This window comes from Arthrobacter ramosus, from assembly GCF_039535095.1.
Taxonomy (GTDB): domain Bacteria; phylum Actinomycetota; class Actinomycetes; order Actinomycetales; family Micrococcaceae; genus Arthrobacter; species Arthrobacter ramosus.
This window is the reverse complement of sequence record NZ_BAAAWN010000001.1, coordinates 355,191-379,797: the sequence shown is the minus strand read 5'-3', so window position 1 is coordinate 379,797 and position 24,607 is coordinate 355,191. Positions and strand designations below refer to the sequence as shown.

Annotated in this window: 21 protein-coding genes and 1 pseudogene; 12 read left to right on the top strand and 10 right to left on the bottom strand. The window is 64.1% G+C overall.

Going from position 1 to position 24,607, the window contains the following annotated elements; translation table 11 throughout:
- Positions 1-52: 52 nt before the first annotated feature.
- The 5 genes and pseudogenes from ABD742_RS24265 to ABD742_RS01805 form a co-directional block, all read right to left on the bottom strand.
- A pseudogene (locus tag ABD742_RS24265) lies at positions 53-355 on the bottom strand ((2Fe-2S)-binding protein); the annotation flags it as partial.
- Between the two features lie 2 nt (positions 356-357).
- Positions 358-1,299: an FAD binding domain-containing protein gene (locus ABD742_RS01820; RefSeq protein ID WP_234753437.1), complete on the bottom strand. Its 942-nt coding sequence runs from the start codon at positions 1,297-1,299 to the stop codon at positions 358-360.
- Positions 1,290-2,483 (bottom strand): XdhC family protein, encoded by a 1,194-nt coding sequence (locus tag ABD742_RS01815; protein ID WP_234753435.1) that lies wholly within the window; start codon positions 2,481-2,483, stop codon positions 1,290-1,292. The genes ABD742_RS01820 and ABD742_RS01815 overlap by 10 nt, the downstream gene beginning before the upstream one ends.
- Positions 2,484-2,799: 316 nt before the next feature.
- On the bottom strand, positions 2,800-4,371 hold the full coding sequence (locus ABD742_RS01810) for an NCS2 family permease (protein ID WP_268819482.1): 1,572 nt from the start codon (positions 4,369-4,371) through the stop codon (positions 2,800-2,802).
- 15 nt (positions 4,372-4,386) lie between these two features.
- Complete coding sequence (locus ABD742_RS01805; protein ID WP_234753431.1) at positions 4,387-4,881, bottom strand: nucleoside deaminase; 495 nt, start codon at positions 4,879-4,881, stop codon at positions 4,387-4,389.
- A gap of 387 nt (positions 4,882-5,268) precedes the next feature.
- On the opposite strand from ABD742_RS01805, the gene ABD742_RS01800 reads away from it, so the two are divergent.
- A complete protein-coding gene (locus tag ABD742_RS01800) occupies positions 5,269-6,666 on the top strand; it encodes an 8-oxoguanine deaminase (RefSeq protein WP_344787031.1) in 1,398 nt (465 codons plus the stop codon).
- Positions 6,667-6,706: 40 nt separating this feature from the next.
- Positions 6,707-7,429, top strand: coding sequence for a DUF2510 domain-containing protein (locus ABD742_RS01795; RefSeq protein ID WP_234753427.1), 723 nt, complete (start codon positions 6,707-6,709; stop codon positions 7,427-7,429).
- Between the two features lie 127 nt (positions 7,430-7,556).
- Here the strand turns inward: ABD742_RS01795 and ABD742_RS01790 are convergent, their stop codons facing one another.
- Positions 7,557-7,733 carry a hypothetical protein gene (locus tag ABD742_RS01790; RefSeq protein ID WP_234753425.1) on the bottom strand — a complete coding sequence of 59 codons (177 nt, stop codon included), beginning with the start codon at positions 7,731-7,733 and terminating at the stop codon, positions 7,557-7,559.
- Between the two features lie 427 nt (positions 7,734-8,160).
- On the opposite strand from ABD742_RS01790, the gene pucL reads away from it, so the two are divergent.
- The 4 genes from pucL (at position 8,161) to ABD742_RS01770 (ending at position 13,405) form a co-directional block, all read left to right on the top strand.
- A complete protein-coding gene (pucL, locus tag ABD742_RS01785; protein ID WP_234753423.1) occupies positions 8,161-9,075 on the top strand; it encodes a factor-independent urate hydroxylase in 915 nt (304 codons plus the stop codon).
- A gap of 165 nt (positions 9,076-9,240) precedes the next feature.
- Positions 9,241-10,731, top strand: a complete 1,491-nt coding sequence (locus ABD742_RS01780) for a nucleobase:cation symporter-2 family protein (protein WP_234753421.1) — start codon at positions 9,241-9,243, stop codon at positions 10,729-10,731.
- 100 nt (positions 10,732-10,831) lie between these two features.
- Positions 10,832-11,656: a MurR/RpiR family transcriptional regulator gene (locus ABD742_RS01775; RefSeq protein ID WP_234753418.1), complete on the top strand. Its 825-nt coding sequence runs from the start codon at positions 10,832-10,834 to the stop codon at positions 11,654-11,656.
- A gap of 177 nt (positions 11,657-11,833) precedes the next feature.
- Positions 11,834-13,405, top strand: coding sequence for an NCS1 family nucleobase:cation symporter-1 (locus tag ABD742_RS01770; protein WP_234753416.1), 1,572 nt, complete (start codon positions 11,834-11,836; stop codon positions 13,403-13,405).
- Between the two features lie 119 nt (positions 13,406-13,524).
- Here the strand turns inward: ABD742_RS01770 and ABD742_RS01765 are convergent, their stop codons facing one another.
- Positions 13,525-14,280 (bottom strand): IclR family transcriptional regulator, encoded by a 756-nt coding sequence (locus ABD742_RS01765; RefSeq protein WP_234753414.1) that lies wholly within the window; start codon positions 14,278-14,280, stop codon positions 13,525-13,527.
- A 210-nt stretch (positions 14,281-14,490) separates the two neighbouring features.
- Here ABD742_RS01765 and ABD742_RS01760 point away from each other — a divergent pair, with 210 nt between their 5' ends.
- The 6 genes from ABD742_RS01760 (at position 14,491) to ABD742_RS01735 (ending at position 22,553) form a co-directional block, all read left to right on the top strand.
- On the top strand, positions 14,491-15,900 hold the full coding sequence (locus ABD742_RS01760; protein WP_234753412.1) for an NAD-dependent malic enzyme: 1,410 nt from the start codon (positions 14,491-14,493) through the stop codon (positions 15,898-15,900).
- A gap of 14 nt (positions 15,901-15,914) precedes the next feature.
- Entirely contained in the window at positions 15,915-17,510 is a 1,596-nt protein-coding gene (gene aceB / locus ABD742_RS01755) for a malate synthase A (RefSeq protein WP_234753410.1), read from the top strand.
- 2 nt (positions 17,511-17,512) lie between these two features.
- Positions 17,513-18,781: a DUF6986 family protein gene (locus ABD742_RS01750; protein WP_234753407.1), complete on the top strand. Its 1,269-nt coding sequence runs from the start codon at positions 17,513-17,515 to the stop codon at positions 18,779-18,781.
- Positions 18,782-18,791: 10 nt separating this feature from the next.
- On the top strand, positions 18,792-19,604 hold the full coding sequence (locus tag ABD742_RS01745; protein WP_234753406.1) for a bifunctional allantoicase/(S)-ureidoglycine aminohydrolase: 813 nt from the start codon (positions 18,792-18,794) through the stop codon (positions 19,602-19,604).
- A 201-nt stretch (positions 19,605-19,805) separates the two neighbouring features.
- Positions 19,806-21,014 carry a serine hydrolase domain-containing protein gene (locus ABD742_RS01740; RefSeq protein ID WP_234753405.1) on the top strand — a complete coding sequence of 403 codons (1,209 nt, stop codon included), beginning with the start codon at positions 19,806-19,808 and terminating at the stop codon, positions 21,012-21,014.
- A 141-nt stretch (positions 21,015-21,155) separates the two neighbouring features.
- Positions 21,156-22,553, top strand: a complete 1,398-nt coding sequence (locus tag ABD742_RS01735) for an AAA family ATPase (RefSeq protein ID WP_234753403.1) — start codon at positions 21,156-21,158, stop codon at positions 22,551-22,553.
- Between the two features lie 39 nt (positions 22,554-22,592).
- On the opposite strand, the gene ABD742_RS01730 is transcribed toward ABD742_RS01735, so the two are convergent.
- From ABD742_RS01730 to ABD742_RS01720, 3 genes are all read right to left on the bottom strand, one after another.
- Complete coding sequence (locus ABD742_RS01730) at positions 22,593-22,838, bottom strand: hypothetical protein (protein WP_234753401.1); 246 nt, start codon at positions 22,836-22,838, stop codon at positions 22,593-22,595.
- 97 nt (positions 22,839-22,935) lie between these two features.
- Positions 22,936-23,808, bottom strand: coding sequence for an NAD-dependent epimerase/dehydratase family protein (locus ABD742_RS01725; RefSeq protein ID WP_234753399.1), 873 nt, complete (start codon positions 23,806-23,808; stop codon positions 22,936-22,938).
- Positions 23,805-24,452: an SGNH/GDSL hydrolase family protein gene (locus ABD742_RS01720; protein ID WP_234753397.1), complete on the bottom strand. Its 648-nt coding sequence runs from the start codon at positions 24,450-24,452 to the stop codon at positions 23,805-23,807. Before ABD742_RS01720 ends, ABD742_RS01725 begins: the two co-directional genes overlap by 4 nt.
- Positions 24,453-24,607 lie beyond the last annotated feature (155 nt).

The following is a 24,607-nucleotide window of genomic DNA, read 5'->3' as shown; positions in this document are numbered from 1 at the left end:
CGGGGAGGTTGGCTTTCTGTTCCTCGTCGAAGGTGGCGGCGGTCATCATCATGCCGGCGGTGCAGAAGCCGCACTGGAAACCCTGGTTTTCCAGGAACTGCTGCTGTACCGGATGCAGCTCTTCCCCGCTCGACAACCCCTCGATAGTGGTGACCGAATGCCCTTCGGCGCGGACGGCCGGGTAGATGCAACTGTGCACGGGCGTACCGTCCACGTGGACGGTGCAGGCGCCACAGTCGCCGCCGTCGCACCCTTTCTTGACGCCGAAGTTTCCCTGTTCGCGCAGGAACGTCCGAAGGCACTGGCCCGGGCGGGGTGCGGCCTCGGTGGCTGTTCCGTTGATCTCGATTGCCATGCTCAGGCCTCCTTCTGTGCGGGTTGGGTGGATGGTTGCGGCGAGGTGGCGTGCGGTGGCCAGAAATCGCCCGAGACCGTGAGCGGTCCGTCGCCTGAAACCGGATCGCACAGTTCCGCGCGGATCTCCTCGGCGAGCCGGAACGTCATGTCGCGGCGCCATTCCGGGAGCCCGTGGATGTCGTCGTGGTACAGCTCCGTGGGGATTGAATGCCCGACGGCGGCGGCCAGCCGCTCGGCGTCCGGCAACTCCGCGGCGGCGAACCGCAGCTGTACGGGCCGTTTAGTGGCAGCGGTGACGGTGAGGACCAGTCCGCCATCGGCGTCGAGCCTTCCGATCAGCAGCACCCCGGATCGCCCGAGATTGCTCAGCGAGAGCCGCCGGAAGGCGACGGTCGCCGCCAAGGCCGACGCCGGCAGCTGGATGCTGCGCAGGAGCTCGCCGGGTGCCAGGCAGTTCTTCCCGTCCCCGGTGACGAACTCGGCCACGGGAACAGTGCGGCTGCTGCCGTGCCGGCCGAGGATGGTGGCCCTGGCATCCAGGCCGGCGCACAGTGAAATCATCGGCCCGGCCGGGAGCGAAGTGCACACATTGCCGCCAACGGTGGACATGTTCCACACCTTGAAGGAGGCCACGAAAGAGTCGCAGCTCGGGCGGAAAAGGCCCAGTCCCGGCCAGTTCCGGCCGGCCACGGCGTCAGACACCGGGAGAGCGTAGAGCTCGGCGATGGTGCAGATGGCGGCCAACTCAATGCCGGCGTCGCTCACGGTTAAGGCCGGCCAACCTGCTTGCCCCAGATCGAGCAACCGCTTGAGCGGCTCTTCGCTGCCCACCGGACTGCCGTAGGAGAATAAGACCGTGCCGCCGGCGAGCCAAGCGTCGCCCTCGCGCCACTGGCCTGGATCCGTGGTGGCAACCACGGACTCGATGGTGTTCATGTCCATGGGGTCACCTTGCTTTGTTCGGGGGTACTGGTCTGATGGATCGGCCCGCTTCCGTCCTTGAGCGAACCCCAGGCAGAGGCCGGGTTCGGAGCGCGGGACGCGAGGATTTCGGCGGTGATGGAAACGGCCACTTCGGCGGGAGTGACGGCACCAAGGTCCAGTCCGATCGGCGAATGCAGGCGTCCGAGGGCCTCGACCGGGATGCCGCGAGCCAGAAGTCCGTCGATCCGCTGCCGGTGGCTGCGCCTCGAACCCATGGCTCCCACATAGGCGAGGTCCAAAGCGAGGGCTGTTTCCAGCAGGGGAATATCGAATTTGGGATCGTGGGTCAGCACGCACACCACGGTTCGGGAATCGAGCCGGCCGGCGGCTGCTTCTGCGGCAAGGTACCGGTGCGGCCAGTCGGTGACGAGGTGGTCTGCAGCGAGGAAACGGCCCTGGCTCGAAAACGCGGGCCGCGCATCGCACAAAGTGACCTCGTAACCCAGGAGTTTCCCGGCGGGGAGCAATGCCGCGCCGAAGTCGTTGGCGCCAAAGATCAGCATGCGGGCCGCGGGCAAGCGGCTTTCCACGAAGAGGGTAATGGGTTCGGCTTCCGGCGCGGAGCCCCCGCAGCCTTCGGCCGGAGCGAGCCGCACCAGCCCTGCGCGGCCGCCATGCAGGAGTGGCTCGAGCTGGGCTGCAGCGGCGCGGATCACGGCGTCATCCCCGCCAAGAAGGGCCGAAAGTTCCCGTGAACCTGCGGCGGAAAAACGCGCCGGATCAGGAACGACGACGGCGCCTCCCGCGGCGTCGAGCCTGCGGATGAGTGCCAGGGAGGACTGCAAGCCGCTCACGGTGTTCAACCAATCCAGGTCCAGCCCGGCGGCGCCGGTCGGCTGGATGTGGACTTCCAGCTCGCCGCCACACGTGAGCCCGACGGCGAACGCGTCCTCGGCGCTGTAGCCGAACGACTCAAGGCGGCTGCCGCCGTCGTGCATTGCTTGAAGCGCGGCCTCCACCACGGCGCCTTCCACGCAGCCGCCAGAGAGGCTGCCAAGGACGTCGCCGTGTTCGGAAACCAGCATGGACGTGCCGAGCGGCCGGGGCACGGAACCTCCCGCGGCCACGATCGTGGCGACGGCGCATCGCTGCCCGGAGACCGCGGGCCGCCACGTGCCCAGCGAAGGCATCAAATCCAGCATGGCAACACCTCCTTTACCGAGGTCCCGGAATGGAGACCCGCCCGGGGCAGTGTGCGATCTTGCCTCATATTCTCATTCCTTGCGTCTGTACAGGAGAGCTTCGGGTAAACGGGCAACCCGTTGCGTGAAGAGGACCGGGGCGGGCCTCTCATTTCCCACCCCGGTCCTTAGCGGAGCGGCCGCACCCCACCGCCGCCCGCCGTCGTCGTCCGCGCTATGCGCTTGGGGACGATCGGCGGACGCCTATTCATTGCGGTGACTTGCGGCCGGACCGCCGCCTCAATGGCCGGCTACGCTCCTGGCCGGCTACCCTCGGTCATGATCCCAAGAGGGCGCTGATCGGCCCGCGGGCAAAGTAGACCAAGAAGCCCACGGTCACCACCCACATGAGCGGATGGACTTTCTTGCACTTCCCCGATGCCGCATGGATCACGGCCCAGGAGATGAATCCGACGCCGATGCCGTTGGCGATGGAGTACGTCAGCGGCATGGTGACGATGGTGAGGAAGGCGGGCAGGGCCACGGAGAACTTGGAGAACTTGATCTCGCGGATCTGCGCCATCATCATGGCGCCCACCACCACCAGGGCCGCGGCTGCGACCTCGAGCGGAACCACGCTGGTGAGCGGGGTCAGGAACATCGAACCCAGGAACAGCAGCCCGGTGACTACCGACGCCAGGCCCGTGCGGGCGCCTTCGCCAATCCCGGCAGCGGAGTCGATGTACACGGTGTTGGACGAGCCCGACGTCGCGCCGCCGGCTACCGCGCCCAGGCCTTCGACGATGAAGGCCGACTTGAGCTTGGGGAACGTCCCGTCCTTGTATGCCACGCCGGCGCTCTTGGCGAGGCCGGTCATGGTGCCCATGGCGTCGAAGAAGTTGGTGAACACCAGGGTGAACACCAGCATCGTGGCCGCCAGGCCGCCGATCCGCGAGAACGAACCGAAGAGGTCGAAGTGGCCCACCAGGCTGAAGTCCGGTGCGGAAACCAGCTGGCCGGACAGTACCGGAGTGTTGAGATGCCAGCCACCGGGATTGGCGGCGCTGCCAGGCCCGATGTGCATGACGGCCTCGACGACGGCGGCGAGGACCGTGGTGGCGACGATTCCGATCAGGAGGCCGCCCTGGATCTTACGGGCCACGAGGATTCCCATGACCAGCAGACCGACAATGAAAACAAGGGTCGGTATAGAGGTGATGGAACCATCGTTGCCGAGCTGTACCGGCGGTCCGCCTTTTGTGGCGCGGACGAAGCCGGAATCGACGAAGCCGATGAAGGCGATGAACAGGCCGATGCCAACGGTGATGGCGGCCTTGAGTTCCTTGGGGACAGCCTTGAAGATCGCGGTCCGGGCACCCGTGACGCCGAACAGGACAATCAGGATGCCGTTGATGACCACCAGGCCCATGGCTTCCGGCCAGGTGACTTCGTGGATGACGGCGACTGCGAGGAACGAGTTGATTCCCAAGCCTGCGGCGAGCCCGAACGGCAGGTTCGCGATAAGGCCGAAGAGGACCGTCATGACGCCGGCGGTCAGGCCGGTGACTGCCCCGACCTGCGCGGCGGACAACCATCCGCCCGCCACATCCGTGGGTGCGTTCTGGGCCGAGAATCCGCCCAGGATCAGGGGGTTGAGGATAACGATGTAGGCCATCGTGAAGAACGTGACGATGCCGCCGCGGAATTCGCGGGCCAGCGTGGAGCCACGCTTGGTGATCTGGAAGAAACGATCCAGGAAGGAGTTCGACGCCGGGGGCCTGGGGCTGCTGCCCCGCTGTGCCAGTCCGGTTGCCGTGTGCTTTTCGCGTGCATCTGTCTGCCCTGCGCCCAAGGGCGCAGCCTGCTTTTCAGTTGCCGTTCGCATTTCTGCGGGGTCCAGGATTGTCATTTCAGCCACCGGGCCCTAGTAGTCAATCCTGGAGTCAAGCGTGTTCCAGGTGTTGAACGGTTCCAGTATGGCCGGCGCCTGGGGGTCGCCCAGTTCCAGTTTGCGGACCGGCATGAGCTTGTCCCGGTCTTCGTTCTCGAAGTATTCGTAGAAGACGGCGTCGTCGAAGCCGACGGAGGCGGCGTCGTGCCGGTCTGCTGCGAAGACCACATTGTCAATGCGTGCCCAGAGAGCCGAGGCCAGGCACATGGGGCATGGCTCGCAGCTCGTGTAGAGGGTGGCTCCGCTGAGATCGAAGGTGCCGAGCTCGCGGCAGGCATTGCGGATGGCGGTGACCTCGGCGTGCGCCGTGGGGTCGTTGCTTGCGGTGACCCGGTTGACGCCTTCGAAGGCGCGGCCGTCCGCGGTGACAATGACGGCCCCGAACGGCCCGCCGCTGTTGAGGACATTGGCTGTTGCCAGCTCAATGGAGGTGGCCAAGAAATGTTCGGCCGTGACGGTGGTACTCATGTGCGACTTCCTTTGTGCTGAGGAAGCCTGTAACCAGGGAGGCATCTGAACGTGACAGACCAGTGCTGCGATTACCAGGCTTCAGCGCGTGCTTTTGAAGGTTTCGCCTGGTAGATAGCTTCCCGGAGTCCGGGTGCCCGCCTTTGGCAAATTGAGATTAGCACCGGAGATGTGAGCCGCGCCATAGTTTCTGGAAAAAAAGTTTCGACATGTGAAATTCGGCTGTTGGCCGGGCGGGAGGCCGGGCTTGAGCGTCAGTCACATTGACGCACTTCGGCGAGCCACTTACGCTGGGTGCCATCGGCAGGGATGACCCGCCGGAACCTGGATCAGCAGACAGGAACCACTGAGCTGGAACGCAACTACGCCGACCAGACAAGGATTCCCGTGTCCCCGAAATCCGATTTCCAGCCAGCAGCCCCGGCGACGGATCCAGCCTCTTCCCGGCTCTGGATCAAGAATCCCCTCGATGTGTTCACGGCCAACGGGCTCGACGCCCGCGGCGGCATCGTGGTCAGCGATGGGAAAATCGCCGAGCTCGTCCCCGCCGGAAAGCGTCCATCCGCGCCGTGCCATGAAACTTTCGACGCCGGCAGCCACGTCCTGCTGCCAGGGCTCATCAACACGCACCACCACTTCTACCAAACGCTCACCCGCGCCTGGGGTCCGGTGGCCAACGCTCCCCTGTTTCCATGGCTGCAGAACCTCTATCCCGTGTGGGCGCGGCTGACGCCGGACAGCCTCGAACTTGCCGTGAAAGTTGCGCTTGCGGAACTCCTGCTTTCCGGTTGCACCACGGCGGCCGACCACCACTACCTCTTCCCCGCGGGACTTGAGGACGCGATCGACGTCGAGGTCGGCGTCGTGCGTGAACTCGGCATGCGCGCCACGCTCACCCGCGGGTCCATGACGCTGGGCGAGGACGACGGCGGCCTGCCGCCTCGATCCACGGTGCAGCGCCCGGAGGTGATCCTCGCGGACAGCGAACGGCTGATCGGGAAGTACCACGAACGCGGAGACGGCGCAGTCATCCAGATCGCCTTGGCCCCTTGCTCGCCATTCTCGGTGACCAGGGAGATCATGGCCGAGAGCGCTGCCATGGCCGAACGGTTGGATGTCCGGCTTCACACGCACCTCGCGGAAACCATCGACGAGGAAGATTTCTGCCGCGAGATGTTCGGACTGCGCACGGTCGATTATTTGGACAGCGTCGGCTGGCTCGGAAAGCGCACTTGGCTTGGCCACGGGATCCATTTCGACAACGACGAGATCGCCCGGCTGGGTGCCGCGGGCACCGCCGTCGCGCACTGCCCGACGTCGAACATGCGGCTCGCGTCCGGCACCGCACGGGTGCTGGAACTTGAGGCCGCCGGGGTTCCGGTAGGGCTGGGAGTGGACGGTTCGGCGTCGAACGATGCCTCCAATATGATCCTCGAAGCGCGGCAAGCGCTGTATCTGCAGCGGCTGCGCTATGGCGCGGACGTCCCGGTGGAGCGTGCGCTCGGCTGGGCGACGCTGGGATCCGCTGCGGTGTTGGGCCGCACCGACATCGGCCAGATTGCTCCCGGGATGCAGGCAGACCTTGCCTTGTTCAAGCCCGAGGGGCTGCGTTTCTCCGGCAGCCATGATCCCGTCGCGGCATTGTTGCTCTGCGCGGCGGACCGCGCCGACCGCGTCATGGTGGGCGGCAAGTGGCGCGTTGTGGACGGCCAGATTCCGGGTCTGGACATCCCGGAACTTATTGCCAAACACTCAGCCGCCGCACAGAAAATCATCAGCGGTTAGGAGTAGCCTCTCGATTAGGTCGTAGATCAGGAGGCAAATCATGACCGTCCCCCAGCACAACACGCCGACTCCTCCAGGTTGGTACCCGGACCCTTCGGGCTCCGGGCAACTACGGTGGTGGGACGGTAACGCCTGGACTGGAAACGCCTGGAACCCACCGGCCCAGACCGGCGGGGCCCAAGCAGGAGCAGGTCAGCCCGGTGCTGGTCAGCCTGGCGCGGCGTGGCCCGCGGCCGCGCGGCCCGGGCAATACGCGGGACCTGGGCAATACGCGGGACCGGTCCAGCCCGCGCCGCGCCCGGAAATCAGCAAGCAGACGCCGGTCTACAATCCGTTTATCTGGCTCGTCACGCTGCTGCCGGTGATCACACTGATTATCCTGATGCTCTGGAATCCGGTCTTCCACCTGCGATATGTCGGCGCTCGGCGCGTACCGACCCTCGATCCCAGCGCGTTCAGCGTTCCATATTTCCTGCTGGTTATCTCGTCCTGGCTCATCTACGGGGTCAGCGTTCTCTTGTCCTACCTCGACTGGCAAAAGCTGCAGAGGGACGGGGTGGTCCGCCCCTTCCACTGGGCGTGGGCCTTCCTGGGCGCCGGAGTCTACGTGGTGGGCCGTTCAGTGATCGTCCACAAGGTCGCCCCGCAGCGCGGACTCGCGCCGGTTTGGGCACTGATTGGCCTGACCGCCGTGAGCTTGATCCTGGTGTCCGTCAAAGCGAGCATGATCGTTTCGACCATCGCCAAGGCCCTGCCAATGTAGGTTCCCGGGCGAAATTCCCGTCCCACGAACAAAGCGGCGGACGGCACCTCCCCTTAGTTGGGAGTTCAGTGCCGCCCGCCTTTTTGGCTCTGTTGCGCAGAGTCCCTCATCCCCAGGGGCAGGAGCCCTAGGAACGCTGCCGGCCGAATACCGGAAGGGCGCGCAGCCAACGGGAGAAAGTCCCGGGCATGCGGTCACAGTCGGCCGGAATGTAGAAGTCAGGATCCGTAGCGCCGAACGGCAGGTACAGTTCCTGGCCGGGCGCGGGGAATTCCACGACCTTGTTCTTATCCTGCGAGTCCATCTGTCCTCCTATTTCATGCGCTCAAGTTCTCCGCGGCGATGCGGTTCAGGCCCTTCGTCGGGCTGTTCGCAACTTCCGCATCTTGGAAAACATTTTTTGTTATATGGAAATGGTAGGGGGGATTCCCGAATCACGTCAAGAGGCGCCCATGGGACCATGCCCCTGCGGCCAGCCGCCGTCAGTCACAATCAGAAAGTAGATAACGATTCTCCGGAAGTGATGTACACCACTGGCAGACGTGAGCTACGCTTTCTTCAATTCGTGGCGCAGGTCACGTAACCTGGGAGCAGCAGGCAGGGTCGTAATGAGCTGGCATCAACGGATGCCGGCTCTTTTTTGTTGGGTCGGCTCCACCAGAAACGCGTATGAAACACGCGCTTAATTTCATTGGTGGACCTTAGTGGTTCCACCTCACAGAAGTTGGGATATGACCATGAGCAACAACATCGTCCTCGGCGACAACCAGTACGGCAAGGCAGAAGTCCGCGTCGTCAAAGTCACCCGCGACACCGACCGCCACCAGATCGAAGACCTTAACGTCACCTCGCAATTGCGTGGCGACTTCCAGGCTGCGCACCTCCAAGGCGACAACGCACACGTCGTCGCCACGGACACCCAGAAGAACACCATCTACGCCTTTGCCCGCGACGGTATCGGCTCCCCCGAAGCCTTCCTCCTGCGCCTGAGCGAACACTTCACCTCAGGCTTCGAGTGGGTTACGGGCGGCCGCTGGGAAGCCGAGGCCTACACCTGGGACCGCATCCAGGCACACGGCTCCGAACACGACCACAGCTTTGTCCGCAAGGGGCAGGAAGTCCGCACCGCCGTCGTGGTCCGTGAAGGCAACACAACGCACGTCATCTCCGGCCTCAAGGACCTGACCGTCCTCAAGACCACGCAGTCCGGCTTCGTGGGCTACCCCCGCGACCGGTACACCACGCTGCCCGAGACCACGGACCGCATCCTCGCCACCGATGTCTCGGCCCGCTGGCGCTACAGCACCGGGCTCGACGTTGCCGGGACCGACTTCAACAAGAGCTATGAGGACATCAAGGCCCTGCTCCTGGAAGGCTTCACGGAGAACTACTCCCACGCCCTGCAGCAGACCCTGTTCGACATGGGCAAGAAGGTCCTGGAGGCCCACAGCGAAGTGGACGAGATCAAGTTCTCGATGCCCAACAAGCACCACTTCCTGGTTGACCTCAGCCCGTTCGGCCTCGACAACCCCAACGAGGTCTTCTTCGCCGCGGACCGTCCGTACGGCTTGATCGAAGCCACGGTCCAGCGCGACAACACCACACCTGCCCCGGCTGCGTGGAGCGGCATCGCCGGCTTCTGCTGACCCCGAGGTACCCGCCCAACTGACTCGCAGCAAGTGTCGTTATGGAGCCTCAAAACGACATCAAATGCGAGTCAGTTGGGCGATCACTCGCACCCAAAATCCACATTGTTAGCCAGACAAAGTTAGCCAGACAAAGACGTCTGCCATGAACCAAGAAAGTCTGCCATGAACACGAAGAATAAAACCCGCCCCGCAGCGTCCGGGCCAGCCCGCCCCGAGGACAAGCGACTCTCGATCGGGAGCACGTTCGCCTACGGCTTCCAGCACGTCTTGACCATGTACGGCGGCATCATCGCCCCGCCCCTCATCATCGGAGCCGCCGCAGGCATGTCCTCGCAGAACATCGGCCTCCTGATCGCGGCCTGCCTGTTTGTCGGCGGCCTCGCCACCATTCTGCAGACTGTCGGCATCCCGTTCTTCGGATCGCAACTGCCGCTGGTCCAGGGCGTGTCCTTCGCCGGCGTTTCCACGATGGTGGCGATCGTCAACGGCGGGGGCGGGATCCAGGCGGTGTTCGGCTCGGTCATGGTGGCGTCCCTGATCGGCCTGGTAATCACACCGCTTTTCTCCAAGATCATCAAATTCTTCCCACCCGTAGTCACAGGCACCGTCATCACCACCATCGGGCTGACCCTCATGCCCGTTGCGGCCAACTGGGCTATGGGCGGCAACAGCGCCGCACCCAACTACGGCAGCGTGGCGAACATCGGACTCGCCGCGGCCACGATGGGCATCGTCCTGCTCCTGAGCAAGGTCGGCAACGCGGCCATCTCGCGCCTGTCCATCCTCCTTGCCATGGTCATCGGGACCGTCATCGCCCTCGCCACCGGCATGGCCGATTTCTCCAAGGTTGGCCAAGGTCCGATGGTGGCCTTCCCCACACCGTTCGCGTTCGGTGCTCCCACCTTCGAAATCGCGTCCATTGTTTCGATGCTGATCGTCATCCTGGTCACCCTGACCGAAACCTCGGCGGACATCATCGCCGTCGGGGAAATCGTGGAAACCAAAGTCGATTCACGCCGTATCGGCAACGGCCTCCGGGCGGACATGCTCTCCAGCGCCATCTCCCCGATCTTCAATTCCTTCACCCAGAGCGCCTTCGCCCAGAACGTCGGCCTCGTGGCCATCACCGGCATCAAGAGCCGCTTCGTGGTCAGCGCCGGCGGGTTCATCCTGGTGGTCCTCGGACTGCTGCCCGTCCTCGGGCGAGTTGTCGCAGCGGTTCCCACGCCCGTCCTGGGCGGCGCCGGCGTCGTACTCTTCGGAACTGTGGCCGCAAGCGGCATCCGGACGCTCTCCAAGGTGGAGTACCGCAACAATATGAACCTGATCATCGTGGCCGCGTCCATCGGCTTCGGCATGATCCCGATCGCCGCCCCGAAGTTCTACGACCAGTTCCCGTCCTGGTTCTCCACGATCTTCCACTCGGGCATCAGCTCGGCAGCCATCATGGCCATCCTGCTGAACGTGCTCTTCAACCACCTCAAGGCGGGCAACTCGGACAACCAATCGGTGTTCGTGGCAGGCACGGGCCGCGTGGTCAGCGAAGCGGACATTGCCTGCCTCGCGCATGGCGACCGCTTCGAGAACGGCAAACTGATCGACGCCGAAGGCAAAGAAGTGCCGCTCAAGTCGGACACCCCCGCCGAGCACTAACGGCTTTCTGCGCCGAACTGGCAGGTGCTGCCCCTATTCCCAAGAAGGGCAACACCTGCCATTTCGCGCGAGATACGGTTTCGCGTGAGACGGTTGTTTCATGAGGATCGATGAGCGAATCCAACAACACTACTCGGAGCTTGGGCCGCAGGAACAAAAGGCGGCGGATACCCTGTTGGACCGTCTGGGCGACCTTGCCGTCTACAACGCGGCCGAGCTGGCCCAGCTGAGCGGCGTTTCCAAGGCCACCATGAGCAGGCTCTTCCGCCGCCTCGGATTCGCCGATTTCAGCGAGGTCAAGGAACACACCCGGAGCCTGAGGACCAGCGGAGTGCCGCTCGCCAGGCAGGAGGGCGACGGCAGGCTCCCCCTGCATCTGGCACAGGAACAGCAGAACCTGGACCGCCTTTTCGACACGCTCGGCGACGATCGCCTCCTCAAGGTGGCACAACAACTGGCTGAGGCCCGGAATGTCCTGCTGATCGGTTTCCGCAACAGTTTCCCCGTAGCCCTCCACCTCCGGCAGCAGCTTCTGCAATGCCGTTCCTCAGTAAATCTGGCCCCTCAGCCAGGCCAAAGTGTAGGCGAAGAACTTGCCGGACTGGACGGGAACGACGTCGTGGTCCTGCTTGGCTTCCGGCGCAGGCCCGACCGTTTCCATCACGTCCTGAGGGCCGCTACCGCCACCGGCGCGAGCACCATCCTGATCGGAGACCCCAGCGCCCGCTGGCTTTCGGCCGATGCCTCCCTCTGGATCGAATGCCCGGTGGAAGGCAGCGCCGCCTTTGACAGCTATGCGTCGGCCATGAGCCTCATGAGCGTCCTCGCGAACGGCGTGTTGGCGGCGAAGGGCCGTTCAGGAAGGGATCGCGTCCTGGAAATCACCGGGGTGTTCGACTCACTCGAAGAGATCGAGCGGCGGTAGTCCGACGGCGACTGGCCGCCCCACACGCGGACGCCGGCCGCAGCAAGCGCTGGCACCCGCGACCGCAAGCGTAAAGAAGAGTTAGCGGCCCGGAAACGGCGCTGAAACATCTGTTCCATTCAATTGAATCAGTGAAACGACTGCCCCTGTCGTGGAAAACCCTGATTCGAGGAACCGATGGCTGAAGCACAACTCGCCCCAGAGCAAACGGGTGCGCCTGGCACCCTCCTTGACAGCCCGGTTGACGAAGCCGCCGCACACCGCGATCCACGGCTCAGCAATGAAGACCTGGCGCCCCTGAAGAACCAGCGCTGGAGCAGCTACAACCTGTTTGCCTTCTGGATGTCAGACGTCCACAGCATCGGCGGCTATGTGACGGCGGGCAGCCTCTTCGCCCTCGGGTTGGCGAGCTGGCAAGTGTTGGTGGCCCTGCTGGTGGGCATCGTCATTGTCCAGGTCTTTTGCAACCTGGTGGCGAAGCCCAGCCAAAAGACAGGCGTCCCGTACCCCGTGATCAACCGGGCGGTCTTCGGCGTCAAGGGCGCCAACATCCCGGCCATCATCCGCGGCCTGATCGCCGTCGCCTGGTACGGAGTGCAGACCTTCCTCGCCTCCGAAGCGCTGGTGATCGTGTTCCTGAAGTTCTTCCCGGCCATGAAACCGTTGTACGACGTCCACCAATACAGCTTCCTCGGCCTTTCGGCCCTGGGTTGGATCTGCTACGGAATCCTCTGGGTAGCCCAGGCCGCATTGTTCTGGAACGGAATGGAAAGCATCCGCAAGTTCATCGACTTCGCCGGTCCAGCCGTATACGTGGTCATGCTGGTCCTTGCCATCTACTTGGTATCCAAGGCAGGCATCAGCAACATCAGCCTGAACCTGTCCGCCGGCGAACCGCTCGGCTTCGCTGCGTCCATCCCGGTCATGATTTCCGCGATCGCCTTGGTGGTGTCCTATTTCTCCGGCCCCATGCTCAACTTCGGCGACTTCGCGCGTTACGGGAAGAGCTTCAAGGCAGTCAAGAAGGGCAACCTCCTGGGTCTGCCCGTCAACTTCCTGTTCTTCTCGCTGCTCACGGTCATCACGGCGTCAGCCACCATCCCGGTCTTCGGTCACCTCATCACGGACCCCGTCAAGACCGTTCAGGAAATCGATTCGGTGTTCGCCGTGCTGCTCGGTGGATTGACCTTCGTCATCGCGACCGTAGGCATCAACATCGTTGCCAACTTCATCTCGCCCGCGTTCGACTTCTCCAACGTGAGCCCGCAGAAGATCAGCTGGCGCATGGGTGGCATGATCGCCGCCGTCGGATCCGTCATCTTGACCCCCTGGAACTGGTACTCGAACGACGACGCCATCCACTACACCCTCGGCGTGCTGGGAGCGTTGATCGGTCCGCTCTTCGGCATCCTGATCGCCGGCTACTACCTCGTGGGAAAGCAGAAGGTGTGGGTTGAGGACATGTACACGATGAAGCCAAGCGGCAAGTATTGGTTCCGCAACGGCTACAACCCCAACGCGGTCATGGCGGTGGCCATCAGCGGCGTGGTGTCGATCGCCTCGGTCCTGATCCCCAAGGCACTCCTGGACTCGGGAGCCACCACGGTCAACGCAACGTGGATCGGCAATTACAGCTGGTTCCTCGGTTGCGCCTTGGGCCTGTTGACCTTCTGGTACTTCGAAAAGCGCTCTCCGATGATCAACCTGGAGCCAAACGGCGTCGAAGCGAACGACGGCGCCCTCGTCTGAGCGCCTGCCCTCACGAAAACAGGAACCGCCGGACGCTCGCTCACTTTTGACCCCTTTTGGCCGAGGGTGAGCGAGCGTCCGCCTGAAACCCGACATAGGTGAGCGAGCGTTGGGACAGCCTAGTTCTGGTTCAATTCGGCCGAGATTGCGAGGGCGGCTTCCCGCAGCAAGGGCACGGCGCGGTCGGCAAAGTGCTGGTCCACCCGGGAGACCGGTCCGGAAACGGAAATGGCGGTCGGCGTCGGAGCGTTGGGGACGGCCATCGCGAAGCAACGGACGCCGATCTCCTGCTCTTCCTCGTCGATCGAGTAGCCGCGTTCGCGGATCCGGTTCAAATCGGCGAGGAGGGAGTCAATGTCCCCGATGCTCTTTGCCGTGGGAGTCGGCATGCCCGTGCGGGCCACGATGCCGCGGACCACCTCGTCATCCAGCTGGGCCAAGATGGCCTTTCCGACGCCAGTGTCGTGCGTATGGGCGCGGCGGCCCACCTCGGTGAACATGCGCATGGAGTGCAGTGACGGAACCTGGGCCACGTAGATGACCATGTCGGAATCCAGCACGGCCATGTTGGACGTTTCGCCGAGCCGGTCCACGAGGGACTTCAACTGGGGACTCGCCAAGGCTCCGAGTTGCTTGTTGGCGCCTTCGCCAAGCCGGATGAGCCGAGGGCCAAGCGCGTAGCGACGATTGGGCAGTTGCCGGATGTAGCCGAGGGACACCAAGGTGCGCAGCAGGCGGTGGATGGTGGGGAGCGGCAGGTCTGTCGACGACGACAGTTCGCTCAACGTGACGTCCCCGCCGGCGTCAGTGATGAGTTCCAGCAGTTCGAAGACGCGCTCGACGGACTGCACGCCTCCCGAGGGCTTTTCAGCCATTCCGTTGTCTCCTATGGCTCGGAATCCGACAACTCTTATCCGCATCGTGAAAAGAATTGCTTAGAACACTCAAGATACAGCACGCGACGCCGGAATGCTTGCCTATCAATCAGGGCTTGTGTTTCCACTTTGTAGATAATAATATCCATAATACGAAAACATTCGGTTTGAGCGGAGGCCCACCACGGGCCTGTACGAGGAGGAAATTCAATGGCGAACCCGAGCCCCGGAAATTCGATCACCCTGCGCGTCGCCGCGCCGTCGAGCTTCACAGCCACGAGCGAGCTGGCCGCAGCCGTCGCCGCCGTCGGTGCGGCCGTCACCGCACTGGATGTGACCGAGTCGCACCACGACACCCTGGTTGTCGACGTCACCTGCAATACCACGGACGAAGACCACGCCAACCGCGTCAAGGACGCCCTCAACGCGCTCGACGGCGTCACTGTCCAGCACGTCTCGGACCGCACCTTCCTCATGCACCTGGGAGGCAAGCTCGAGGTCGTCCCGAAGGTGGCCCTGCGCAACCGCGACGACCTTTCGCGCGCCTACACTCCCGGCGTCGCACGCGTCTGCCTCGCCATCGCCGAGGACCCGGCCGCTGCCCGTAACCTGACCGTCAAGCGCAACACCATCGCCGTCCTCACCGACGGTTCGGCCGTCCTTGGCCTGGGCAACATCGGCCCGGCCGCAGCCCTGCCTGTCATGGAAGGCAAGGCCGCGCTGTTCAAGCAGTTCGCCAACGTCGACGCCTGGCCGGTCTGCCTGGACACCCAGGACACTGAAGAAATCATCATGATCGCCAAGGCCATGGCTCCGGTCTACGGCGGCATCAACCTTGAAGACATCGCAGCCCCGCGCTGCTTCGAAATCGAGAAGCGGCTCCGCGACGAGCTGGACATCCCCGTCTTCCACGACGACCAGCACGGAACGGCAATTGTCACGCTCGCGGCGCTCGTCAACGCATTGCGCGTCGTGGACAAGAAGCTGTCTGAGGTCAAGATTGTGGTCTCCGGCGTCGGCGCTGCCGGCTCGGCGATCATCCAGCTCCTCAAGGCCCAGGGCGCGCAGCACATCGTCGCCGCAGGCCGTTCCGGCGCCATCCACTCGGGCGAAAAGTACGACGACGAACACCGTTCCTGGATCGCCGCGAACACCAACGAGGCCGGTTTCTCCGGCACGCTGCACGAAGCCCTCAAGGGTGCGGACGTGTTCATCGGCGTCAGCGCTCCCCACGTGATCGGCGAAGAGCAGGTCGCCTCTATGGCAGAGGACGCGATCGTGTTCGCCATGGCCAACCCCACTCCGGAAATCGACCCTGTGATTGCGTCCAGGCACGCAGCCGTCGTCGCCACCGGCCGGAGCGACTTCCCCAACCAGATCAACAACGTGCTGGCTTTCCCGGGCTTTTTCCGCGGACTGCTCGACGCCGGAGCATCGGACATCATCCCGGAAATGCTCGTGGCCGCCGCGGAGGCTATCGCCAACCGGGTTGCAGATGATGAACTGAATGCGAGCTACATTATCCCCAGCGTCTTCGACCCCCACGTTGCCGCCGATGTCGCCGCAGCCGTTGCAAACGCAGCAAACGCAGCATCTGCCAAGGCCGCTAACGCTCTCTAGGAAAGGACCATCCCATGGCTCTCACAGTCACAGACCCCCGGCCGATCGAACGAGCCGAGGGGATCCTGACTCCCAAGGCGTTGGCCTTCGTGGAGGAACTGCACCGCCGTTTCGCGGGCACCCGCACGGAACTCCTGGCGGCCCGCGTCGCCAAGCGTGAAGAAGTGGCCCGCACCGGCCGCCTCGACTTCCTGCCCGAAACGCAGGACATCCGCGACGGCGACTGGAAGATCGCCGAAGCGCCCCCAGCCTTGCAGGACCGCCGGGTCGAGATGACCGGCCCGGCTTCCCCGGCCAAGATGGCCATCAACGCCCTGAACTCGGGAGCCAAGGTATGGCTCGCCGACCTCGAGGACGCCAGCACCCCGACGTGGGCGAACGTCATCGACGCCATCCTCAACCTCCGCGACGCCGCCCAGGGCACCTTGAGCTACACCTCCCCGGAGGGCAAGGAATACCGGCTCCGCACGGACGCGCCGCTCGCCGTCGTCGTCGCCCGCCCCCGCGGCTGGCACATGGACGAACGGCACTTGCTGCTCGACGGCGAACCCACCGTGGGCGCGCTGGTCGACTTCGGCCTGCACTTCTTCCACGTGGCCAAGCAGCTCCTGCTCAATGGCCACGGCCCCTACTACTACCTGCCCAAGATGGAAAGCCACCTTGAGGCCCGCCTGTGGAACGACATCTTCGTCTTCGCCCAGGACTACCTCGGCATCCCGCAAGGCAGCGTCCGCGCCACCATGCTGATCGAAACCATCCCGGCCGCATTCGAAATGGACGAGTTCCTCTACGAACTGCGGGACCACGCTTCCGGCCTGAACGCCGGCCGCTGGGACTACCTGTTCAGCATCGTGAAGTACTTCCGCGACGCCGGCGAGTCCTTCATCCTGCCGGACCGCGCGTCCGTGGTCATGACGGCCCCGTTCATGCGCGCCTACACGGAACTGCTGGTCAAGACCTGCCACAAGCGCGGGGCCTTCGCCATGGGCGGCATGGCTGCCGTCATCCCGAACCGCCGCGAGCCCGAAGTCACGGCCCAGGCCTTCGAGAAGGTCCGCGCTGACAAGACCCGCGAAGCCAACGACGGTTTCGATGGTTCCTGGGTGGCCCACCCGGACCTCGTCTCCACCTGCCGCGAAGTGTTCGACTCGGTCCTGGGCGACAAGCCGAACCAGCTGGACAAGCAGCGCCCGGAGGTCTCCGTGACTGCCGAACAGCTGCTGGACATCTCCTCCGCCGGTGGCCACGTGACCGAGGCCGGGCTTCGCCTGAACCTCTACGTCGCCGTCGCGTACACCGCCGTGTGGCTCTCCGGCAGCGGCGCCGTCGCCATCCACAACCTCATGGAAGACGCCGCCACCGCGGAAATCTCCCGTTCCCAGGTGTGGCAGCAGATCCGCAACAAATCCGTCCTGGCTGACACCGGCAACACGGTCACCCGCGAACTGGTCACCCGGATCCTCGGCGAAGAGACCGACCGCCTGCGCAGCGAGGTTGACGCCGAGTCCTTCGAGAAGTTCTACGAGCCGGCCAGCCGTCTGATCGCTGACATCTGTCTCTCCGAGCACTACACGGACTTCCTCACCACTCCCGCCTACGAGCTGGTGTAGGAATGGCCGCTTCTTCCTTCTCGGCGGCCGATCTCGCCGCCATCGACACCCAGCTGGCCGCCACCGACCAACTGCTGGAGCGCAACTATCCCGGTGACGACGGCACCCGCCAGCCCGTGCACACGGTGTACGTCCCGGCGGACCGTTTCACTCCGTCGCTCTCCGCGGAATGGGGCGCCCAGGCGATTACGACGGCGGAGGCCCACGGCGGTCTCGAAAGGCTCGGTACGTTGCTGGGCCAGGAGCCCGAACTGGCTGCCGCCGTCGCGACCCGGGTGGCTGCCAAGCTGCGCAGCGAACCGATCGAGGACTTGCGCCTCGACTTCGAGGACGGCTACGGCGACCGGGGCGATGAAGCAGAAGACGTCGCGGCGGTCGCGGCGGCGCAGGCTGTCAGCGAAGCCGTTGCCGCGGGTTCCGCCCCGCCGTTCATCGGCATCCGGCTCAAGTGCTTCGAGGCCCCCACCCGGGCACGTGGCCTGAAGACCCTGGACCTGTTCGTGTCCACCTTGGCCTCGGCCGGGGAGCTGCCCGAGGGCCTTATCCTGACCCTGCCGAAGGTCACCACGGTGGCCCAGGTGCAGGCAATGGACTTCGCCGCCTCCCGGCTGGAAGAGATCCACTCCCTTCCAGCGGGTCGGCTCCGTTTCGAAGTCCAGGTAGAGACTCCGCAACTGATCCTCGGCCCGGAGGGGACCTCCCCCGTGGCCCAGCTTCCGCACGCAGTTCCGGGCCGCATCAGCGCATTGCACTACGGCACCTACGACTACTCTGCTTCGCTGCAGATCTCCGCGGAGTACCAGTCCATGGAGCACCCGGTGGCGGATTTCGCCAAGGAAGTCATGCAGTTGGCTGTTGCGGGCACCGGAATCCGGCTCTCCGACGGTTCCACCAACATCATCCCGGTGGGCGACAACGTGGAAAACGCGTGGAAGCTGCACGGCCGTTTGGTCCGCCGCTCGCTTGAACGCGGCTACTACCAGGGCTGGGACCTGCACGCTGCCCAGTTGCCGAGCCGTTTCGCGGCAACGTATGCCTTCTACCGCGAGGGCCTGCCTGCCGCCGCGGCCCGCCTCCGCAACTACGTGGATCGCACCGAAGGCGGCATCATGGACGAGCCCGCAACCGCCCGTGCCCTCGCCGCCTTCGTCCTGCGCGGCGTCCAGTGCGGAGCGGTGGGTTCCGAAGAAGTGCTGGCGCTTGCCGGCGTCGAACTCCCCCGGCTGACTGCACTGGCGCATCCCCGGCTCGCACACACCACCTCCAAGTAAGGATCCAAAGATGGGCAAGTACTACTATCCCCAGGGCGGCCTGCCGCCGCAGACCCACCTCACCACGGAACGCGCAATCGTCACGGAGGCCTACACGGTCATCCCCAAGGGCGTCCTGACCGATATCGTAACCAGCAACCTGCCTGGCTTCTCCAACACGCGTTCCTGGATCATTGCCCGCCCGATCTCCGGATTCGCCACCACGTTCTCCCAGTTGATCGTTGAGATCGGCCCGGGTGGCGGCGCTCCCAAGGCCGAGTTCGAGGCAGGCGTCGAAGGCGTCGTCTTCGTCACCAAGGGCAAGGTCAACCTGTCCCTTGACGGCGAACTGCACCAGCTCGAAGAGGGAGGCTACGCCTACCTGGCTGCCGGTTCCAACTGGGGCTTGGAGAACGTCTCGGATGAGATCGTCTCCTTCCACTGGATCCGCAAGGCCTACGAGCGCCTTAAGGGCTACGAAGCCAAGTCCTTTGTCACGAGCGACGACGAAGTCGAAGCGGGCGAAATGCCGGACGTCAACGGCGTCTGGGCAACCACGCGCTTCGCCGACCCCAACGACCTGGCCCACGACATGCACGTGAACATCGTGACATTCCAGCCTGGCGGGGTCATCCCGTTCCCGGAGACCCACGTCATGGAACACGGCCTGTACGTCCTGGAGGGCAAGGGCATGTACCTGCTCAACAATGACTGGGTCGAGGTGGAGGCAGGCGACTTCATGTGGCTGCGCGCCTTCTGCCCGCAGGCCTGCTACGCCGGTGGCCCGGGTCCGTTCCGCTACCTGCTGTACAAGGACGTCAACCGTCAGGTCAAGCTGACCTAGGGTTTCCCTCCTGGCTACCCCAACTGACTCGCAGTTAATGTCGTTATGAGCGCTCATAACGACAACTACTGCGAGTCAGTTGGGTTTGGGGCGCACCCACGTTCTCAGCGTTGACCCCCTCGCTTCGGAAGAGGACGATCGAAACTACGGGGGGCAAGGGCGCCCAGCCTTTGCCCTGCAGCGTAGCTTCAGGAGGCAGCCATGGAGGCTGCGCGGGCCTCTCGGACTTCCCGCGTATCCCGGGCGGGATTCCGGGTGGCCGTCGTCCTGGCTTTTACCTTGGCGTCCGGCGCTTGCACCTACCCTCTGACAAGTGAACCCCCGGCGGGCACCTCGTCGTCCGATTCGCAAGGGGCATTGCCCGAATCCCCGGTTGCGGATTTCTTCGCGCATGAAATGCTCAACCGGGGCGCGCCGGCCGTCGTCGTCCAGATCAAAGTCCGGGGACGGGAATGGTCCCAGGCCTACGGAAGCCAAGACGTCGAGACCGGCGAGCCGGTAGCCGTGACCGACCGGATCCAGGCCGGCGGTATCACACAGTCGATGGTGGCGGTTTCAGTCCTCAAGCTGGTCCAGGAAGGAAAGCTGGGCCTTGAGGACCCCGTCACGGAGTACTTCCCGGAATTCGAGCAGCTTGTCCACCCGCCCGGCCCCGTGACGGTCCGCTCCCTGTTGAACCACAGCTCCGGCCTGCCCGACGCACCGGAAGCCATCTTGAAGGCCATGCCGCCCAAACAAGCCATCGACACAAGGTTCAGCATCGAGGACTATCTTCGGACGGCCGGGACCGTGCCATGGGCGCACGCCAACTTCCAACTGTTCCGCTACTCGGATGCCAACTACTTCGCCTTGGCCGCGATCGTACAAAAACTCCGCGGCCGGCCGATCGGGGATGTACTGAAGTCAGATATCTTTGTGCCGCTCGGAATGAGCCATACCTCGCTGGAAGCCGAGCCGGACCGGGATGCGCGCGACATGATCCAGAGCTACGAATTCATCGACGGCGAGCGCATCAATGCCTCGCAGCCGGAGTACCTGGTCGGTTCTCCCGCCGAGGGAGTCATCTCCACGGTGGGTGATATCAACACGTTCTATGCAGCGCTCATGCAGGGCCGGCTACTCACGGCGAACACCCTCCGCGACATGCAAACCCTGTGGCAGGAGAACCACGGACTCGGGCTGCAGCGTTGGAATGATGAATGCACGAACGGCTTCTACTACGGCTACGGCGGCAGCACCTGGTTTGCGAGCATTGCGTTGTCCACGAGCGACGGGAGCCGCCAGATAGCCATGAGCTTCGCCTATCCATCCGACACTGACAAACACATTGAATCGACGGATGGCAGCGGCCAGTCGGAGTTCGAGCAACTCCGAGAGGTGGCCATCGCGACCATGAACGGGCTCTGCTGAGTCGGAACGCTCAGCCCGTCGCTCGCCCGCGGCGTCCAGAAGTGCGTGCCGGGATCGGTTCCTGCCAGCGCTTCCCGTTCCTCGGTTTTCACGGTGAGGACGCCCCTGCCCATGCAATGCCCCTCCTGCTAGGGTCTGTCCATGGATGAAAAATTGGGGAAATTCATCGAGGACTTCGCAACACTGACTCGGCTGGTCCAGTCCGGATTGGATCATCCCGACGACGGCGAGCAGCTTCTACAGGCGTTGACCGGGCACCTCGGCGTGCCCGCACATGAACTATCCGTCGTGACGGAGGAGATCCCGCAGCATCGCTTGGTGGATGTGGACATCGTGATGGAAGGGCTGGCTGGCCGCGAACCGGACTGGCGGCTGGTAGGAATCGGCGGCGGCGATCAGCGCCACCACATGTCCTTCAGCGATATGTTGCAGCAATCCCGTAGCTACCCGCGTTTTCCCCTCGCCCAGCCGGACTTCACCAATCTCGCCACTGGTCCGGACCAACAGCGCCAGGCCGTGGCACTCGGGCTCTGGCTCTTTAGCTACGCCGGATCACCCGTAGCGGTCCTCCAGCGCGGTGCCAAGTTGGATCGCGGCCGGCAAAATGCCTCACTTGAAGTCCTGGCCGTGCGCCCTGGGGTCGCTTCCGAGTTCCTGGCCGAGGTGCGGCGCGACATGGAGCACCAAAGTGTTTTCAAAGGCCAGATCATTGCCCTCGCAGTCAGCGACTACGGGCCGAGCATCAGCGGAGTGACCTTCATCAGGCGCCCGGAACTCGCCAGCAGCGATGTGGTCCTTCCGGCTGGGCTCCTCGACAAAGTGGAGGGCCACACCCTGGGCATTGCGCGGCAAGCGGACATCCTTGCGGCACACGGACAGCATCTCAAGCGCGGCCTCCTTCTCTACGGACCTCCGGGGACCGGCAAGACACACACGGTCCGGTACCTGCTGAGCCAAAGCGAGGGTACGACGGCGGTGCTCCTGTCCGGCGGTTCGCTCGCCAGAATTTCCGAAGCGGCCAAGATCGCCCGGGCTTTGGCGCCGTCCATCGTGGTGCTGGAGGATTGCGATCTGATCGCCGAAGACCGCAGCTTCGGCCACGGCCCCAAACCGCTGCTCTTCGAGGTGCTCGATGCGATGGACGGGCTCGACGACGACGCCGACGTCGCGTTCGTGCTGACGACCAACCGCGTGGACCTTTTGGAGCGGGCGCTCGCCCAGCGGCCAGGACGCGTGGACCTCGCGGTGGAAATCCCACTTCCGTCCAAGCACGAGCGGGTGGAACTTCTGCGGCTGTATTCCAACGGACTCGCGTTCTCCCCCTCGGCGATCGAAGCCGCCGCAGACCGGACGGCCGGCACTACGGCGTCGTTCGCGAAGGAGCTGATCCGACGCTCGGTGGTCGCGGCAGCGCTGGCGGGCGAGACTCCCGGCGACTCGCACCTGGGCCCCGCGGTGGGACTGCTCATGGCCGACGGCGAGGCCCTGACCCGTAGCCTGCTCGGAAGCAACGGCCGCGAGCCCATCGCAAAGGAGTAGCCTCCGCTCCAGCTCAAGCTCAGCGCGCCAAGGACCCGCTCACTCCGCGGTTGCGTTTTGTTCGGACTCTTGGTCCGCGGGCGTCCACGTGAGCTTGACCGTGGCTCCGCCGTTGTTCTCGTCGATCCTCATGCGCAGTTCCTCGCCATAGAGGAACTCGTGTTCAAAATGCCGTCCGTCAATGCGAGCCGCATCCAGGAGCTTCGTCATCGCCGTTGCCATCGCCCGGCCCCAGTCATGCGGATTCTTGCTGGACGCTTCTTCAAGGGCTGAATAGCTGACCATAAATCAATTGTTCTCCGGCGCGCGAAGTTCTGCCAGACCCCGGTCTGCTCCGGGCACTAGAGCCGACGGCGGCGGGCACCTGCCGCCGTCGGGCTCCTCAGTCTTCGGTGGGTGTGGTGCGGTTCGAGTGGTAGTCCCGCCAGCTGTGCTCGGGGGAGAAGCCGAGGAGGCGCTTGGCCTTGTCGATGGACAGCAAGGTTTCATGTTCTCCCAGGTCCTTGGTCACGTTGACCTCCGGGAAGACTTCGGCGGCCAGGCTGGCGCTTGAGCGACTCATCACGGAGTCAGCGGCAGCGATGATGAACGCTTCGAACCCCGGTTTGCCGTTCTCCAAGGCGCGAGCCACTGCTTGCGCGCCGTCGCGCCCGTCGATGTACGCCCAGAGGTTCCATTTACGGAGTTTCGCGTCGGCGTCAAAGGAGGGGAACGCTTCGTAATCCTCGGGGTCCATCACGTTGGAGAACCTCAACGCCACAATGCTCAGCGGGGGATCCCAGCGCGTGAGTTCGATGGCCATCTGTTCTTCGAGATGCTTCACCAGGGAATAGGTGCTTTCGGGCCGCGCCGGATATTCCTCGTCCACAGGAATGTAGGGAGGATCGACGTCGAACGGCAGCCCCAGCACTGTCTCGCTGGAGGCGTACACGATCTTCTTGATCCCTGCCCTCCTGGCGGCTTGGAAGACGTTGTAGGTAGACAGCATGTTGTTTTCAAACGTTGCGGCATCCGGGACCAGTCCTGGGGCCGGGATCGCTCCGAGGTGGACGATCGCGTCGAATCCGTGGTGACGATCGTCCAGGCCAAGGATCACGTCCACAATCTGGCCGTAGTTGCGGAGATCTACCGTGACCGTTCCGCGCCCCTTCAGCCCGGCGCGATCCAGGTTCATGACCTCGTGGCCATCGGCGCTCAGCCTGCGGACAACGCTCTTGCCCAGTTTTCCGCTTCCTCCGGTTACCGCAATTCTCATGATGCACTCCTCGGGTCCGGCTGCAGGCGAAGGCCCGCTGCGGCCATGTCCGCCGCCAGCACACCGCTGAGCTTGGCGTGCCCGGCAGCATTCAGGTGAACGCCGTCCACCAAGTCCCCGGCGACCTGATATTTGCTGATCCAGTCCCCGACGCTGAAGAAAGGAGCCCCGGCCTTGGCTGCAATACTGCCCAGCAGCGCGTCAATCTGGGTGCGACGCCCCCCGCCCGCGTTGGCACCCCTGGCAAGAGTTCCGATAATCACGATCTTCGCCTGTGGGTACCTCTTTTTGAGGGCGGCGAGGAGCCTGTTGGCGTTGGCCGTGATCTGCTCGTCGCTGGCGTTGTGGGAGGCATCGTTGCCTCCACCTTCGACAACGATCAGCGGCGGCGTCCCGTAAGGCAGGACCCAATCTCCTCGTTGCAGCGCATCGATGTAGTTGCCGCTCTTGCTCGTCGCGGCCACGTATCCCGTACCGCCCCGGGCCACGGAGTACACCTTGTAACCAAGCGAGCCCAAAGCCTCCCGCGGCCATGAGCCCATGGGCTCAGACTGGGAGTCCCCAATGAGGACGGCCGTGTGCCGGACGTCCGCGAGGATGATTTCGTTCCGGTTGTTGCTTGGGTTCTTGAACAGGGACCCCACGGGAAGCTTTGACGGATCCGGCCCGGAATCAGGTTTCTTGGGACCTTGGCCCGCTGCCGCTGGACTCCCTGAGGGCGCAGCGGGTGCCGCTGTCTGCCTGCCGCTGGATGAGTCGCTCGGTTCAGCGGGCGCCTGTGAACAGCCTGCCAAAAGCA